Below are 15,230 nucleotides of genomic sequence, written 5' to 3' on the forward strand. Positions count from 1 at the left end.
GTGATGCCCGATGGCGCACTCACCCCGCCGAGCATCGCGACCGAGGTTGCGATCGAGCCCTTCGAGACATTCGCGCGGCGGTGCGGCATCCGCACGCACGCGCTGCTGATCGATCGGGCGACAATTGTCGGGCTGGGCGGTTTCGATGTGTCGCTGCGCACCTGCGAGGACTGGGATTTGTGGCAGCGCGTCGCACGTCAGGGCAAGAATTGGCTGATGGTCGACGAGCCGCTCGCTTTCTATCGGGCCAGCCCCAACTCGCTCACCCGCAATTCAACGCGGATGCTGGCGGACGCGGAAATCGTCATCGCCCGCGGCTTTTCTGCCGACCCCAGGGTCAAGCACCCAGCGCCGGCGCACGCCAATGGGGCGATCCCGGCGAACGGCCGCACCGCTTCCGAAGCGCTCGCCTGGTTCGCGTTGTGGAATGCCGCGTCGGATTGCGGCAGCGGCTCGCGCCTGGCCAACCCCGAGCCCCTGCGCGCGCTCCCCGTGGGACGTAAGTGGGCGCACGAGGTCGCCAAGGTGATTTTCGACGGCCTGGTGGTGGGAAGCCTGTCGGGGCCGGCGCAATTGGCAGCCAGGTGGGACAGGTTCGGCGGCGCCCTCGGCGAGTTGATCGTCGAACTCGGCCAGGTCTGGGACAATCCCGTGGCGGGTCGCCGCGTCCAGTATCATCTTGAGCAAATGCTTCTCGACTTCGACGATCTTGCCGCGCCGCGCAGCCTGGCGCGGACACTGGGAATTCGCGTCGACGCCCGAAATCCGACCTCGACCAAACTGCCGGAAGGGATCGATCAAATCTACGCCTACCTGATGATCGACGGCAAGATCGAGGCTTTGGTGCAGTTCGGCGCACTCGGGAAAGTGACGAGGCGTCATTGGATGGAATTGATCCTGGATCTCGTGCCTCCTCGGGAGATCATCCGCGGCCTCTCCGGCTATCGGCGCATGGCGTTCCGCTTCTGGAAGGGCGTTGCGCGGCTGGCGGGCCGATCGTCTGTACACGCACCGCAAAAGGGTACCGGTGCCGACAAGTCAGACATGCTTGCGGCATCGGCGTTGCTGTCCATGACGGGACGCCGGTCCGATCAAGACAGCCACTACGGCAGGCTCGCGCGGTTGGCGGCGGAAGCCCAGCAGTTGGTGCGGTCAAGCGCCGAAACGACAGAACCTCTCGCGCCGCCGCGCCACGCACCAGCCGACGGTGGGCGCGACACTGATCGCGCGTCGTTCTGGGATCGTCATTTCGCGACCGAGGATCCCTGGAACTACGGTTCGGCCTATGAGCAGGAAAAATATCAACGGCAGCTCGAAATCCTGCCGGCCGGCCCCATCGGCCGGGCGCTCGAGCTGGCCTGCGCGGAGGGCCACTTCACGCGGCAGCTGGCGCCGCGAGTGGGCCATTTGACCGCGACCGACATCTCCGCCGTAGCCATCGCGCGGGCGCGCGCGCGATGCGGCGATCGGCCGAATGTCGAGTTCGGCGTGCTGGATTTCTCTGCCGACACGCTGCCGCGCGGGATGGATCTGATCGTCTGTTCGGAAGTGCTCTACTATTTGGACGATCTCGCCGAGTTGCGGCGCGTCGCCAAAAAACTCGCCGAGGCGTTGGCGCCTGGCGGCAGTTTCCTCAGCGCGCACGCATTCGTGCTGCGTGACAATTTGGAACGGACGGGCTTCGACTGGAACACATTCGGTGCGCAAGCGATCTCGGAGACGCTGGCGGCGACCGAAGGCCTCGTGCTCGAGCAATCGATCCAGACCGAGCTCTACCGCATCGACCGCTTCCGCCGCCTGTCGCCAGGCGACGTGGCGGCGGAACCGACGATTGATCATGTGCCGATCCGCGCGCCCATCGAAAGGGAGGTCGCGCGAAAAATCGTCTGGGGCGGGGCGCGGGCGTTGCGCCGCGATGTCGCGCGCAGCGAGCGGCGGCAGCGTATCCCCGTCCTCATGTATCACGGCGTCGCCGATGACGGTCCGGCCGCGCTCGCCCGTTTCCGGTTGACGCCCGCCGCTTTTGCCGAGCAGATGGCGTGGCTGCGCGCCAATGGCTTTCACGCGATCATGTCCGATCAGCTGGAATGGTTCATCGCCAACCGTCACCCTTTCGTTGGCCGCCCGGTGCTCATCACGTTCGATGACGGCTTCCAGAACTTTGCCGACCATGCCTGGCCGATCTTGCGCGGGAACGACCTGACCGCGGAAGTGTTCCTGGTGACGGATCTGGTGGGGGAAAGTGCCAAGTGGGATGCCGACTGCGGTCCACCGACGCCGCTCATGGATGCCGGGACGGTGCGGCGCCTCGCCGGCGAAGGTGCGTTCTTCGGAAGCCATATGGCGACGCATCGCGCCATCGACGGTCTGTCGAGCTCCGACCTGGCCGCCGAACTTCTGCGCTCCCGCATGTTCATCGAGCGATGGACCGGCCGGCCAACGACGACGTTCGCGGCGCCTTTCTCTGTCACCGACCGGCGGCTTGGCCGGCTGGCCAGGGAGTGCGGCTATCGGATCGGCTTCGGCGGCAGACACGGGCCGGCGGACCTCGACTGCGATCCGATCGACCTTCCGCGCATCGAGATTCGCGGCGATCGTTCGCTCGATGACTTTGTCGCCATTCTGGAGGCCGCGCTCGAATGAACGGTGAACTTGTCAGTGTCATTATCCCCGCGCACAACGCGCAAGATACAATCGACGACACGCTTCGCAGCGTTCGCTCGCAGTCCCACCGCGCGCTTGAGATTATTGTCGTCGACGACGGTTCGCGCGACCAGACTGTCGCCATTGCCCGACGTCACATGGAGATCGACCCGCGGATGCGGCTGATCGAGCAGGCAAACGCCGGCGTGGCCGCTGCTCGCAATACGGGTTGGCAAGCGGCGCGATCCAATCTGATCGCCTTTGTCGATGCCGACGATCTCTGGGCGCCGACCAAGATCGAGCGGCAGCTGGCTGTGCTCGACCGGACAGACGAGAAAGTTGGGCTCGTCTACTGCTGGTATTTGGTGGTCGATGCCCAAGGCAAGGTAACTGATGATCAGCATCGGCCAAACTGGCGGGGCGATGTGCTTGAACGCCTCTTCCATGGCAATTTCGTTGGTAACGGCAGCGCCGCCCTGGTACGCCGGCAGGCACTGATAGACGCCGGCGGTTTCGAGAGCGGACTGCGCGAGGCGGGCGCGCAGGGTTGTGAGGACATCCTCTTCTATTGTCGCGTCGCCGAACGATACCACTTCGAAGTCGTCGAAGAGCCGCTGGTCGGATATCGTTACCTTCCGGGGAATATGTCAAGCAACATGACGCGCATGCTGCGATCCTGGATGCTTGTGGTGGACGAGATGCTCGGCCGCCACCCGGATGCGGCATCCACGCTGCGTGAGGGGTTGCATTTCTATTCGGTCTGGCTCCTGGAGCGAACGTTGCGCCAGCGGCAACCGCGTTATGTGCTTCCGATCCTGTCGCTGTTGCTTCGCCATCATCCTGCGATCGCTAAGCGGATAATCGTCATCGATTTGCCGTGGGTCGGCGCGCATTTGGCCAAGCGCGTCGTGACGAGGCTGGTGCGTGGTCGCCGGCCGATCCGCTCGCAGGTGACCGCGCGCTTCCCGACCGGGGAACTGAAATGAGCGAAGCCAACGGCGCCACACGCCGCGGTGCGGTCCGTGCTTCGTTGCGCGATCTTTCGCACCTGCTTCGCATCGTTGGAAAGCCGCGCTGGGCGACCCCGGTGCTGCTCGCGCTCGGCTTTCTGTCGTCCTTGGCCGAGACGCTCGGCATCACGCTGATCCTGCTGTTCCTCTATCTGGTGTCCAATCGGATCACGGAGGCAGGAGGTGGCCTTCAGGGTAGAGCGCTGGGCCTGGCAGTCTCCTGGTTCGGTAGTCCCACTCGGCTCGCCGTCGCGATCCTCCTGCTCATCCTCGCGCGGGGAGCACTAGCGCTGGTGTATTCGTTGATAAGCTCCAGCATTGGCGAACGGATCAGCGAACGCGTGCGCAACCTTATCCACCAGCAATATCTCAGGGTCGCTTTCGGATCCATCCAGCAGCACGAGCAATCGCAACTCATGGAGGTGCTCGGGACCGAATCGTGGCTGGTCGCGCAGTCCTATGGGGCGGTTACCCGACTCATCATAAATAGCTGCTCGATCTTCGTCTTCGCCGTCTTCCTGCTGACGATCTCCTGGAAGATCCTGCTGATCGCAGCTCTTGGCTCAGTTGCGATCTCCGCGATCCTGCGCATCTTTTCGCGGCCCGCGCGTGACCTGGGGCATCAGGTAAAGAAGATCCATCAATCGCTCGGCGAGCACATGCTCATGACGCTCCAGGCGTTGCGCACCATACGCGCCTACGGACAAGAGGCGCTGCATCAGCGCCGTTTCGTGCAATCGTCGGCGGCCGCGCGCAACGCCTCGTTGTCCATGATCCGCCTTTCGTCGTGGATCGGCCCAACCACCGAGATCGGTTATCTGGGAATGTTGGGCACTATCGTTCTGGTCTCCGGGTGGTGGCACATCAGCTTCGAGGTGACGCTGGCCGCTGTCGCGCTGCTGTATCGATTGCAGCCGCATACGCAGGAGTTCGAAAGCAACCTGCTGTTTCTGGCTCAGATGCAGCCACAGCTGCGCTCGGTCTTGGAGATGATCCGGTCCGAGGACAAGGAATATCCATCGCAGGGCACAATCGCGCTCAGGCATTTGAACGCGAGTATCGTCTTCGAGCACGTAAGCTTTGGGTATGATCCAAGCACGCCGGTGCTCACTGACCTGTCGCTCGAGATTCCAGCCGGAGTGACTACGGCGCTAATCGGTGCAAGTGGCGCCGGCAAGACCACGATCGTGAATCTCCTCCTGCGGCTATACGAACCGACCTCCGGCGACATCATGATTGACGGCATCCGGCTCGCGGAAATCAGGCGGGACGATTGGCTCTCCAAGATCGCCGTGACCGGTCAGGACGTCGACCTCGTCGAGGGCACGGTGACGGAGAACATCCGAATGGCCAAAGCCGATGCGACCGAAGAAGAGATCATTGCCGCAGCCCGCAGTGCCGGTGTCTCGGCATTCGTCGAGGGCCTTCCAGACCGTTATGACACCTGGATCGGACAGGAGGGACTGCGATTTTCCGGTGGCCAACGGCAGCGCATTGGCCTGGCGCGGGCTGTATTGCGCGATCCGGACCTCCTGATCCTGGATGAGGCGATGAACGCACTCGATACCGCGCTCGAGGACCAGGTGCGGCGTGCGATTGATAGGCAGCTTGGCAGCAGGACAATTTTGCTGATCACGCACCGCATCGACACGGCGCGTGAGGCCGCGAATGTCATTTGGATCGAGAACGGCAGAGTCATCAGCCAAGGGCCTGCCTCACTCGTCGTTCCTCAATATCAACATCGCCAGCACGAAGTCGTACGTGCGTCCGAGGCTGAAAGTAAGGGTCGGTGACGTCCCCGATCACCAGAGCATGATGCCGAAAAGTGTGAAGCGGTTTTCGGACGACATCATGCTCTAACTTTTTGATTTAGAGACGGATTCAGATTTCAGGTCGACTCGACCTGAAATCATCCGGCTCCAGCGTGTCGGTCCGGCGCGGGCAATGGAATCGACAGTTTCGGCCGGCGCGGCTGCTGCTCTCTTGATGACGGGCGGGCAAGGCCAGCTGGCGGAATGTCGTACCTATCACAATTCACAATCGGCTACGATACCAAGCCAGTGCCGTCTCGACGATCCTGTCGATTCCAGATTGCTCGGGTGCCCAGCCAAGTTCCCGGTACGCCTTGCCAGCCGCGGCTACGAGCGCTGGCGGGTCACCTGCCCTGCGCGGGCCGTAGACCACCGGAAGGCGCGACCCCGAAGCTCGGTTCACCGCATCGACCAATTCCTTCACCGTCGTTCCGGTTCCGGTCCCGAGGTTGTACACGTCGACACCCTTGTCGCGGAGAAGCTTCTCCCCTGCCAGGACGTGAGCACGCGCGAGATCGGTGACATGGACATAGTCCCGTACCGCGGTTCCATCGCGGGTATCGAAGTCGGTGCCGTTGACGGTAAAAAGCCGGCCCGGTCTGATCGCCGCCTCGATAGCGAGGGGTATGACGTGGGTTTCCGGTTCATGCCGCTCACCGACCTCGCCGTCAGGATCGCATCCGGCCGCGTTGAAATACCGGAGTACGACCGCGTTCAGGCCATGGGCATACGACAGATTGTCCACCATCCGTTCTATGATGAATTTCGACCATCCATAGGGATTGATGGGCGACTGCGGATGCATTTCGTCAATCGGCGTGCGAACCGGAACGCCATAAGATGCGCAGGTGCTGGAAAAGATCAGCTTGTCGACGCCGGCCTTCAACATTTCCTCGAACAAGACCAGCGACCCGAAACTGTTGTTTCGGTAATAGAGTTCGGGGTGTTCGACGGACTCGCCCACATACGCATAGGCGGCGAAATGCGCCACCACGTCAGGCCGATATTGTCGCAGCGCCGCCGACACGGTCGCGGCGTCGGATATGTCGCCCTCGACAATCGGCCCCCATTTGACCGCGTCGCGCCAACCGCGCGAGAGATTGTCATATGCGATGACCGACCAGCCGGATTCAGCGAACGCCTTGCAACAGTGCGATCCGATATAGCCGGCCCCGCCGGTGACCAGGACAGTCTTCATTCGGCAGCGGTCGATCGTAAATGTTTCGACGAAACCAAGCTTTCGAAATAGGCGATGGTCTTGGCAAGACCGTCGCGCAATGCGGTTTTTGGTCTCCAGTTGAACTCATGCAAGGCGCTCCCGATATCGGGCTGCCGCTGCTTTGGGTCGTCAATAGGCAAAGGCATGAATTTAATCGTCGACCGGCTTCCAGTGAGCTCGATCACAAGATTGGCAAGCTCGAGCATCGTGAATTCGACTGGATTGCCAAGATTGATCGGACCGGTGACATCGTCATCGGTCTGCATCAGGCGAACCAGACCATCGATGAGATCGTCGACATAGCAAAATGAACGTGTTTGCTGGCCCGTGCCGTACACTGTTATCGGCTCGTTCTGTAACGCTTGCACGATGAAGTTGGAAATGACGCGGCCGTCGTCCGGACGCATCCTCGGGCCGTATGTGTTGAAGATGCGCGCGACCTTGATCCGCAGCCTGTGCTGGCGCCAATAGTCGAAAAACAGAGTTTCGGCACATCTTTTGCCTTCATCGTAGCAGGAACGGGGTCCTATCGGGTTTACCCTGCCCCAATAGTCCTCGGTCTGCGGATGAATTTCAGGGTCGCCGTAAACTTCAGACGTGGACGCCTGAAGAATTTTGGCGCGAACGCGCTTGGCCAGCCCCAGCATGTTGATCGCCCCATGGACGCTGGTCTTGGTCGTCTGGACCGGATCGAACTGGTAGTGAACGGGGCTTGCGGGACAGGCAAGATTGTAGATCTCGTCGACCTCAACGTAGAGTGGAAACGTGACGTCGTGACGAATGATCTCGAAGGACCTGTTGTCGAGGAAATGGGAGACGTTTCTTCGGCTTCCGGTGAAAAAATTGTCGACACATGTAACTTCGTGACCTTCACCAAGCAGTCGCTCGCACAAGAACGATCCCAGAAAACCCGCACCTCCAGTCACCAGAATTCGTTTCGCCCGCTGCATTTTCGGAATCTCCCGGCCAATTTAGACATTCCTAATAAACTAGCCGGACAGTTGGGCGATTCAACAGCACGCCGCCTTCAATTTACATTACCGACAAGACATCATTGCCGAATGCGCCCGCGGCTCGCCTTGCCGGACGACCACGCTCCCAGCGTTGGGATTCCCGTATTTCCCTGACAGAGGCCGCCCTGGGAAAAGGTGCGCGGTACGCGGAAATAGTCCGTCGATTTCGGTACTCAAGATCGATGCCACACCAATACAGTCCGGGAACTGCACACTAGCAAGGTCAAGTCATCGACGCCGCGCCGCGCCGTTCGAGCGCTGTCTTGCGGATGATTTCCGCGATCTCCGGGCTGCTGCTGCACAGCATCTGGAAATCCACCGAGTGCAGCGACAGGAGTGAGACCACTGTTGCGGCGCTGACGGTCGCCGCACGCGGTTCGCCGCTGATCAGCGCCATCTCGCCGAAGAAGGCACCAGGGCCAAGCTCCACCGGGTTCGGCAGCGCAACGCTGACGCGCCCCTCCACGACGAAGAACATCTGATCACCGCGCTCGCCATTGCGGCAGATCACGGCGCCCGCCGGCAGGACGCGGGGTCTTAACGCGCGCACGATCTCGACTAGCGCGGCCGGGCCGAGCTTCTGAAACAACGGCACGCCGGCGACCAATTGCCAATTACGGACGAAATCCCCGCGACGGACTTCTTGATAGAAGCCGGTGGCAAGAATGCCAGCCCAGAGCGCGAAGATGCCGATGCCACTCATCATGACGACCCCGGCAAGGACGCGGCCGGCGAAGCTTTCCGGAATGGCGTCGCCATAGCCGGTGGTGGACAGCGTGACCACCGCCCACCACATTGCCTGGGGGATGCTGCCGAACTTTCCCGGCTGAATGTCGCGCTCGATGACATAGGCCGTGAGCGCGACGCCGAACAGAACGACGCCGAAGAGCGTGGTGACGCCGATCAGGTTGCGCGCTTCGTTGGCCAGCACCCTGCCCAGCACCGGGAAGAAAGTCGAGTCGCGCAGCGGTTTCAGCAGCCAGACAGCACAGTAGAGGCTCCGGTCGGGCGTGCCGACGAACAGAAATGCGGCGAGTGGAACCAAAACCGCGAGCACATCGATGGCGATTACCGGCGTCCAGTTCCGCACGTCTCCCGCCCGGTGCTTGAGCAGCGTCGCGCCCATTTGCAGGAGATAGGCGCCCCAAATGACAGCAAGCAGGACGGCCAGAGCCAGTCTGCTTCGTCCGGGCATGTCCGGTATCGTGAGCGCTGCCACCGCCAGAAGCCCAGGCGCGGCCAGCACCGCGTTGAGCGGCGCGTAAATTCTTAAGAAAGGCAGTACCGACATTCTGTGCCCACAAGCGGCTAGTGCCCTTCAAAATAGAATGCATTCAAGGCAAGCGCAAAGGCGCTCTGTGTCGATCGTCCGTGGGCTTCTCAGCGCTTTGCTTTCGCTGAACGGGGCGGCGGGCGGCGGCCAATGCGATAGCTTGCCGAAACGGGACTGTGCTTCTTCGCCAGGGTCAGTTGGAAATATATCCCTGCGCCGGCGATATAGGCGAAGCCAAGCATGGCGGCCCAAAGTTCGATAGTGTCGCTGGTCATGATCGGATCCTTCATTGGTTCTGATCCAACGTGACCCCGGCGGTCCAAGGAGACATTGATCCCAATCAAGCCCGCCATTTAGCCATCGTGCTTCGCGGTTTAGGGCGATCCGTCCTTCTTTGCGCAATCGCAAAGATTGCTGTGGACGTCTCGCTATAGGAATCAAAGTCCAAAAGGATTTCACACAAGCGAAGTGCTCTTTTGCGCATCGACCCTGACATGGCTGTTGACGAGATGATGCGGCGGTGGCCCGCCAGCATTTCAGTCATTCTTAAACACGGGATGCTTTGCACGGGCTGCCCGATCGCCCCCTTCCATTCGATTGCCGAGGCATGTCGAGATCATCGAGTTATGGAGCAGGATTTTCTGGCGGATCTTCACGCGTATCTTGCCATGATGGCTATCGATCACCCCGGTGCTCGGCCAGCAGGACAAGTCGATGAGGATCGGCAACGGTCACGCGCTGTCGACCGCTAACGATAATTCCTTTCTCTTCCCACGCGCTCAGCAGCCGACTGACGGTATGTAAGGTCGTTCCAGTCATCTCGGCGATATCCTGCCGTGATATGGGAAAATCGATCTCGATGCCGGCCTCGGTCTTTCGTCCGGTCTGGTTGATCAAACGAAGGATTGCGGACGCCACGCGCTGTTCGACTTGCTCGGTTGCCAATTCGAGCACGCGAGCTTGTGTCTCCTGCAGCCTGTTTCCAACGGTCTTGAACGTGCCTGCGCTCAATGCCGGGAAGCGTGACGAGAGATCGGGCCAAACGGAACTCGGCCAGACGAGAACCACGCAGTCCACTGCGGCAACTGCGGTGGCCGGATAGGTCAGTCTGCCGAGCGCAGCCGCGACACCGAATATCTCACCTTCGCTGATGTAACGGGCAATGATCTGGCGGCCATCCGGCGTTGTGCGCACCACGCGGATATGTCCGGAGAGCAGGACATAGAAAGAGCGGGCGTCGGCCTCCTGTTCGAAGACAATCGACTCTTTGGCAAACAGGACCGATCTGGCGTCCTTCAAAATGATGTCGAGCGCTTGGGGCTCCAAGCCGTGGAACAGCGCCAGATGCGCAATGATCGACCGGTCAAGCGGCAAGATTGGCTCCTCACTGGGCTGCACCTCCAGAACGGAGCGGCAGCAAGACTACATTTCATCCCCTAATTTGCGCCAGCGCAAATCGCGATCGCAGGCCGTCGGGTACAAGCCGGCAACGGTCGAGGCCGTGAGAACCCTAGGAAAGGAACCTGAAATGAAATTTCCCCTGATTGCCTCCGCGGCCGCCCTGCTCGCCCTGGCCGGTGCGGCGCATGCCGAGGAACACGTCGTCCAGCTTATGACCAAGGGGGACAAGGGCTCCATGGTCTTCCAGCCGAGTTTCATCAAGGCGGCTCCTGGCGACACCGTCAAGTTCGTGCCTGGCGACAAGACCCACGACGTCGAGACCATCAAGGGCATGCTTCCGGACGGTGCCCAGGAATTCAAAGGCAAAATGGGCGAGACGACGACTGTGACGCTTACGCAGGAAGGCGTCTACGGCGTGAAGTGCAGCCCGCATTACGGCATGGGTATGGTGGCGCTGATCGTCGTCGGCAAGCCCGTCAACCTTGAGGCCGCCGAAGCCGTCAAGCAGGTGGGCAAGGCCAAGACCGTCTTCACCGAACTGTTCAGCGAAGTCCCGAAGGCCAACTGATCTCCGCTTCGACCGGACGGGCCGTTCGGTTCGGGAAGTTGCGCCAGCGCAAAGAAGTTCTCCACAGACGGCTTACTCTCCAGTCATTCGACTGATCCACACAAAAGGAGTGGGAAATGCTTACGAGACGTGAAGCACTGATTGGGTCCGTTTTTGCCGCGGCGACGGTCGCTGCGGTAAGCGCACTGCCGGCAACGGCCAGTCCGAAGGAAGTCGCCGGATTGCCGCGCGAGAAAGTGAAGCCGGTGGCGCCGCCATTCGTCCACGCTCACGACCAGGTGGCCAGAGGCGGCCCAAAGGTGGTCGAATTCACGATGACCATCGAGGAGAAGCCGATCGTCATCGATGCCGACGGCACGCAGCTCAACGCGATGACCTACAATGGTTCGATCCCGGGCCCCCTGATGGTCGTCCACGAGGGTGACTATCTCGAACTCACCCTCATCAATCCCGATACCAACACGCTCGCCCACAATATCGACTTCCACGCCGCGACCGGCGCCCTGGGCGGCGGTGCGCTGACCCTTATCAATCCGGGCGAGCAGACCACACTCCGCTTCAAGGCAACGCGGCCCGGCACGTTCGTCTATCACTGCGCCCCCGGCGGCCCCATGATCCCGTGGCATGTCGTGTCTGGCATGAGCGGCACTGTGATGGTGCTGCCCCGCGACGGCCTCAAGGACGACAAGGGCAAGCCGATCCATTACGACCGCATCTACTATATCGGCGAAAACGACTTCTACATTCCCCGCGACGAGAGCGGAAAATTCAAGAAGTACGAGTCCGCCGGCGACAATTACGACGACACCGTGAAGGTCATGCGTGGGTTGATCCCCACCCATGTCGTGTTCAACGGCAAGGCGGGATCGCTGACCGGCGAGAATGCCATGAAAGCCAAGGTTGGTGAAACGGTCCTGATCGTCCACTCCCAGGCCAACCGTGATACCCGCCCTCACCTCATCGGCGGCCATGGTGACTATGTCTGGGAACAGGGCAAGTTCGCCAATCCGCCGGCGAAGGATCTCGAAACCTGGTTCATCCGCGGTGGATCGGCCGGCTCTGCCCTCTACAGATTCCGGCAGCCGGGTGTCTACGCCTACGTAAACCACAATCTGATCGAGGCTGTGGAACTCGGCGCAACGGCGCATTTCACCGTCGATGGGACCTGGGACGACGATCTGATGACGCAGGTCGAGGCGGCTAAGCCTATTTCGTCGTAATCGGGCCGTTCATTCTGAGGGTCGACGTGACCTTGCGCCCATCCTGCAAGGTCATGTCCGCAGCCGGGCGAAAAAACCATGCAACATAAGCCAATTGTGGCGTGTGGGGTCTTAGCCACGGCAGTGATGGCGATTGGCCTTGCCAGCTGGTTTCCAGTGGAGCGCCCAAACGATGATGCCGAGCTTGTGACCGTACCGCCGGGCTCCTTCGAGCATCCGCGGCCAGGAGAGTTCCTGAAGGACAACCGTCCGGTGATGGCACCCAGGATTGTGGTGAAGCTCGGCGCTCCCCTTGAAATCATGAAGTATCAGGTAAGCGCGCTTGAATATGGGCGTTGCGTGGCGGCTGGCGCATGCAAACCGGCCGATAAGAGCGGCAGTGGCAATGTCCCGGTTACCGGTGTCAGTCACATCGACGCCGAGGCGTACGCGAACTGGCTTTCAAGGCAGACAGGCGCTTCATGGCGACTGCCAACGGATCAGGAGTGGGCTCATGCGGCCGGCGAGCGTTTCCGCGGCGACATCGAAGGTGGCGACAGCGACCCCAACAATCCCGCCCAACGCTGGCTGGTTCAATATCGAACCGAGGCCTCGCTCGGTCGAAAATCCGATCCGGATCCCAGAACTCGAGGAGCCTTTGGCACAAATTCAAAAGGCGTGGCCGATATCGCCGGGAATGTCTGGGAGTGGACATCGACATGCTACGTTCATGCAACGATGAGCACCGACGGCAGGGAGATTTCAACTTCGATCGACAATTGCGGCGTTCATGTCGTGGAAGGGTTCCACCGCACCTACATGTCGAACTTCATCCGCGACGGCAAGAGCGGCGGCTGCGCGGTCGGCACGCCACCCGACAATCTGGGGTTCCGTCTCGTCCGCGAGCGCCTCAACTTCGTCCAGGCGACCCTTCGGCGATTTGGAATTTCCTGAGCGAGAACTCAAGCATGACAGTGAAAACATCCTTGGCCGCACAAGCCTGGCCAAAAGTAGAACGAGGCCTGGACAACCCAGTGATCGATCGAGCCTCGATCGGGCATCTCGTGCGCGAATTTTATGCCGCGATCCGACAGAACGATCGCCTTGGGCCAATCTTTGCGCGTGAGATCCCTGGCGATTGGGAACCGCATCTTGAGAAAATGACCGACTTCTGGTGCTCCATCATCCTGCGCACTGGCGATTATCACGGGCGGCCAGTGCCCACTCACCTGAAACTAACAGACGTTACTGAAGCGGACTTCGACATCTGGATGGACGTCTTCCGCAAGACCGTCGCCGGCCTTTTTTCACCCGACACCGCCATGGTGTTTGTCGACCGGGCCGAACGGATAGCGACAAGCCTGAAACTGTCGATGTTTTTTCGCCTCGATCGGGCGCAAACTCCTGCTGGCGCCGTACCTGATCCGGCAGTGCCGCCCCAGGTGCGGCGATGACAATCTTCTGCCGTTCGCTGCCTTGATTTGCGGTTATCTTGGCACCTGCCGCCGCGATGATTGCTATCCTTGGCATGCTTGCCAGGCTTGCCAGGCATCACATCGGCTAGGCGCGCCGGCACCCAAATCCGCCCTTCCCACGGCTCCATTGGCAACCTCGCCGGCGAGCCTTCAAAGTCCGAGCTCAAACGGCCAGCGAATGCCGCGCTGTTCCGGTCTGCAAATACTTGTCGAATTTGGCCGCAACCGTTCTTACCAGCGCGCGGCTTTCAGCTGGCACCACGAAATGGTCATTCCGCAGTTCAATCAGTCGTCCGGAGCCGTTCGTGGCGAGACGGCTGGCCTGAAGAAGTAGTTTCTGCCCTCTCTCGCCGAAGAGCTCCACGAGTTCGATTGCCGAGAACGAGAAGTCGCACATCAGACGCTCGATGACCCATCCCCTCGCCCGGTCGTCGGGGCTGAGCTCAATTCCTCGGGCCGTGGCCAATCGTCCTGCAGCCACCGCCTTCTCATATTCGCCGGTGGCAACGATGTTTTGCGCGTAACCTTGCCTGTATCGGCTGATCGAGGAAGGCCCGAACCCGATGAGGGTGTCACATTGATCCTCGGTATAGCCCTGGAAATTGCGACGCAGTCTGCCCGCCATGGCGGCGACCGCCAGCGAATCGTCAGGCTTGGCGAAATGATCCAGCCCAATCGGCTCATAGCCGGCCGCTTCGATCATCTGTGCCGCCAGACGCGATTGCGCGAGGCGTTGCATCGAATCCGGCAACCAGGCCTCGTCGATCATGGTCTGGTGTTTCTTGAACCAGGGCACATGAGCGTAGCCGAAGAGCGCCATCCTGTCCGGCGCCAGCGTCAGCACCTGCTCGACCGTCATGGCGATGCTTTCGAGCGTCTGATGTGGCAGGCCGTAGAGCAGATCGAGATTGACGGATTTCACGCCACGTGCGCGAACACCATCCACGACCTCTCTTGTCAGCTCGAAACTCTGCTCGCGATTGATCGCCTTCTGAACTTTGAGATCGAAGTCCTGAACGCCGAGGCTCGCCCTCGTCATGCCGATTGCCGCAAGGGCTTCCAGGCGCGCCTCATCCATGTCGTTGGGCTCGATCTCGACACTCACGCTGGCATCATCAAGCAGATCGAACTCGGCGCGCAGACGCCTCCCGAGTGCCACGATGTCACTGGGTGTCAGCATCGTCGGTGAGCCGCCCCCGAAATGGACGGCGCGAATGCGCCCTTTGCCACGCACAATGCCTGCCACTGTCTCGATTTCGGCATGAAGAGAGCGCAAGAAAGACGTCACGGGTGCATAGTGACGGGTCTGCTTGGTGTGACAGGCACAGAACCAGCATAGCTTGTCGCAGTAAGGTACGTGCAGATAGAGCGAAATCTCGCTGCTCGGCTCAATCGCTTCCAGCCAGCCGCGAACGGTTTGCGCGTCAATGCCCGAATGGAAATGCGGGGCCGTCGGATAGCTCGTGTAGCGGGGGACGCTCTCGCCCAATTTGGCGGACAAATCCGGTCGAATGTCGCTGTTGGATGGCCTTTGCATCCCTGCGAGTTAGGCTGATGCAGACCACGATTCCTTGATTTCAATCAATGTGCAGGCGCTGCGGAGACGGCAACCATGACC

The 15,230-nt window shown here is 60.8% G+C and carries 14 protein-coding genes; 8 read left to right on the plus strand and 6 right to left on the minus strand.

Going from position 1 to position 15,230, the window contains the following annotated elements; all coding sequences use genetic code 11:
* The 3 genes from FJ930_RS30395 to FJ930_RS11595 form a co-directional block, all read left to right on the plus strand.
* A partial coding sequence (locus tag FJ930_RS30395) for a trifunctional glycosyltransferase/class I SAM-dependent methyltransferase/polysaccharide deacetylase (RefSeq protein ID WP_246676876.1) occupies positions 1–2,643 on the plus strand: 2,643 nt, incomplete at its 5' end.
* Positions 2,640–3,629: a glycosyltransferase family 2 protein gene (locus FJ930_RS11590; RefSeq protein WP_141837689.1), complete on the plus strand. Its 990-nt coding sequence runs from the start codon at positions 2,640–2,642 to the stop codon at positions 3,627–3,629. The genes FJ930_RS30395 and FJ930_RS11590, both read left to right, overlap by 4 nt.
* Positions 3,626–5,446, plus strand: coding sequence for an ABC transporter ATP-binding protein (locus FJ930_RS11595; RefSeq protein ID WP_141837691.1), 1,821 nt, complete (start codon positions 3,626–3,628; stop codon positions 5,444–5,446). The genes FJ930_RS11590 and FJ930_RS11595 overlap by 4 nt, the downstream gene beginning before the upstream one ends.
* A 241-nt stretch (positions 5,447–5,687) precedes the next feature.
* Here FJ930_RS11595 and galE read toward each other — a convergent pair whose 3' ends face one another.
* The 4 genes from galE to FJ930_RS11615 all read right to left on the minus strand — a co-directional run bounded on the left by galE (position 5,688) and on the right by FJ930_RS11615 (position 9,322).
* On the minus strand, positions 5,688–6,662 hold the full coding sequence (galE, locus tag FJ930_RS11600; RefSeq protein ID WP_141837693.1) for a UDP-glucose 4-epimerase GalE: 975 nt from the start codon (positions 6,660–6,662) through the stop codon (positions 5,688–5,690).
* Positions 6,659–7,633 carry a UDP-glucuronic acid decarboxylase family protein gene (locus FJ930_RS11605; protein WP_141837695.1) on the minus strand — a complete coding sequence of 325 codons (975 nt, stop codon included), beginning with the start codon at positions 7,631–7,633 and terminating at the stop codon, positions 6,659–6,661. Before FJ930_RS11605 ends, galE begins: the two co-directional genes overlap by 4 nt.
* Before the next feature lie 286 nt (positions 7,634–7,919).
* Positions 7,920–8,987 (minus strand): cyclic nucleotide-gated potassium channel, encoded by a 1,068-nt coding sequence (locus FJ930_RS11610; RefSeq protein ID WP_141837697.1) that lies wholly within the window; start codon positions 8,985–8,987, stop codon positions 7,920–7,922.
* Between the two features lie 89 nt (positions 8,988–9,076).
* Positions 9,077–9,322, minus strand: a complete 246-nt coding sequence (locus tag FJ930_RS11615; RefSeq protein ID WP_141837699.1) for a hypothetical protein — start codon at positions 9,320–9,322, stop codon at positions 9,077–9,079.
* A gap of 141 nt (positions 9,323–9,463) precedes the next feature.
* Here FJ930_RS11615 and FJ930_RS11620 point away from each other — a divergent pair, with 141 nt between their 5' ends.
* On the plus strand, positions 9,464–9,721 hold the full coding sequence (locus FJ930_RS11620; RefSeq protein ID WP_141837701.1) for a DUF1858 domain-containing protein: 258 nt from the start codon (positions 9,464–9,466) through the stop codon (positions 9,719–9,721).
* Here FJ930_RS11620 and FJ930_RS11625 read toward each other — a convergent pair.
* Positions 9,645–10,346, minus strand: coding sequence for a Crp/Fnr family transcriptional regulator (locus tag FJ930_RS11625; protein ID WP_141837974.1), 702 nt, complete (start codon positions 10,344–10,346; stop codon positions 9,645–9,647). The two genes, FJ930_RS11620 and FJ930_RS11625, sit on opposite strands and share 77 nt — an antisense overlap.
* 151 nt (positions 10,347–10,497) lie before the next feature.
* Here FJ930_RS11625 and FJ930_RS11630 point away from each other — a divergent pair, with 151 nt between their 5' ends.
* From FJ930_RS11630 to FJ930_RS11645, 4 genes are all read left to right on the plus strand, one after another.
* The gene (locus FJ930_RS11630; RefSeq protein ID WP_140748262.1) at positions 10,498–10,938 is read left to right on the plus strand and encodes a pseudoazurin; all 441 of its coding nucleotides are present in this window, start codon (positions 10,498–10,500) and stop codon (positions 10,936–10,938) included.
* A 116-nt stretch (positions 10,939–11,054) separates the two neighbouring features.
* Positions 11,055–12,158, plus strand: coding sequence for a copper-containing nitrite reductase (nirK, locus tag FJ930_RS11635; RefSeq protein ID WP_141837703.1), 1,104 nt, complete (start codon positions 11,055–11,057; stop codon positions 12,156–12,158).
* 78 nt (positions 12,159–12,236) lie between these two features.
* Positions 12,237–13,091 carry an SUMF1/EgtB/PvdO family nonheme iron enzyme gene (locus FJ930_RS11640; protein WP_141837705.1) on the plus strand — a complete coding sequence of 285 codons (855 nt, stop codon included), beginning with the start codon at positions 12,237–12,239 and terminating at the stop codon, positions 13,089–13,091.
* 14 nt (positions 13,092–13,105) lie between these two features.
* Positions 13,106–13,591, plus strand: a complete 486-nt coding sequence (locus FJ930_RS11645; protein WP_141837707.1) for a group III truncated hemoglobin — start codon at positions 13,106–13,108, stop codon at positions 13,589–13,591.
* Between the two features lie 184 nt (positions 13,592–13,775).
* On the opposite strand, the gene hemN is transcribed toward FJ930_RS11645, so the two are convergent.
* Entirely contained in the window at positions 13,776–15,125 is a 1,350-nt protein-coding gene (gene hemN / locus FJ930_RS11650; RefSeq protein WP_141837975.1) for an oxygen-independent coproporphyrinogen III oxidase, read from the minus strand.
* Positions 15,126–15,230 lie beyond the last annotated feature (105 nt).

Source organism: Mesorhizobium sp. B2-4-15 (assembly GCF_006658505.1).
In the GTDB taxonomy this organism is placed as follows: Bacteria; Pseudomonadota; Alphaproteobacteria; order Rhizobiales; family Rhizobiaceae; genus Mesorhizobium.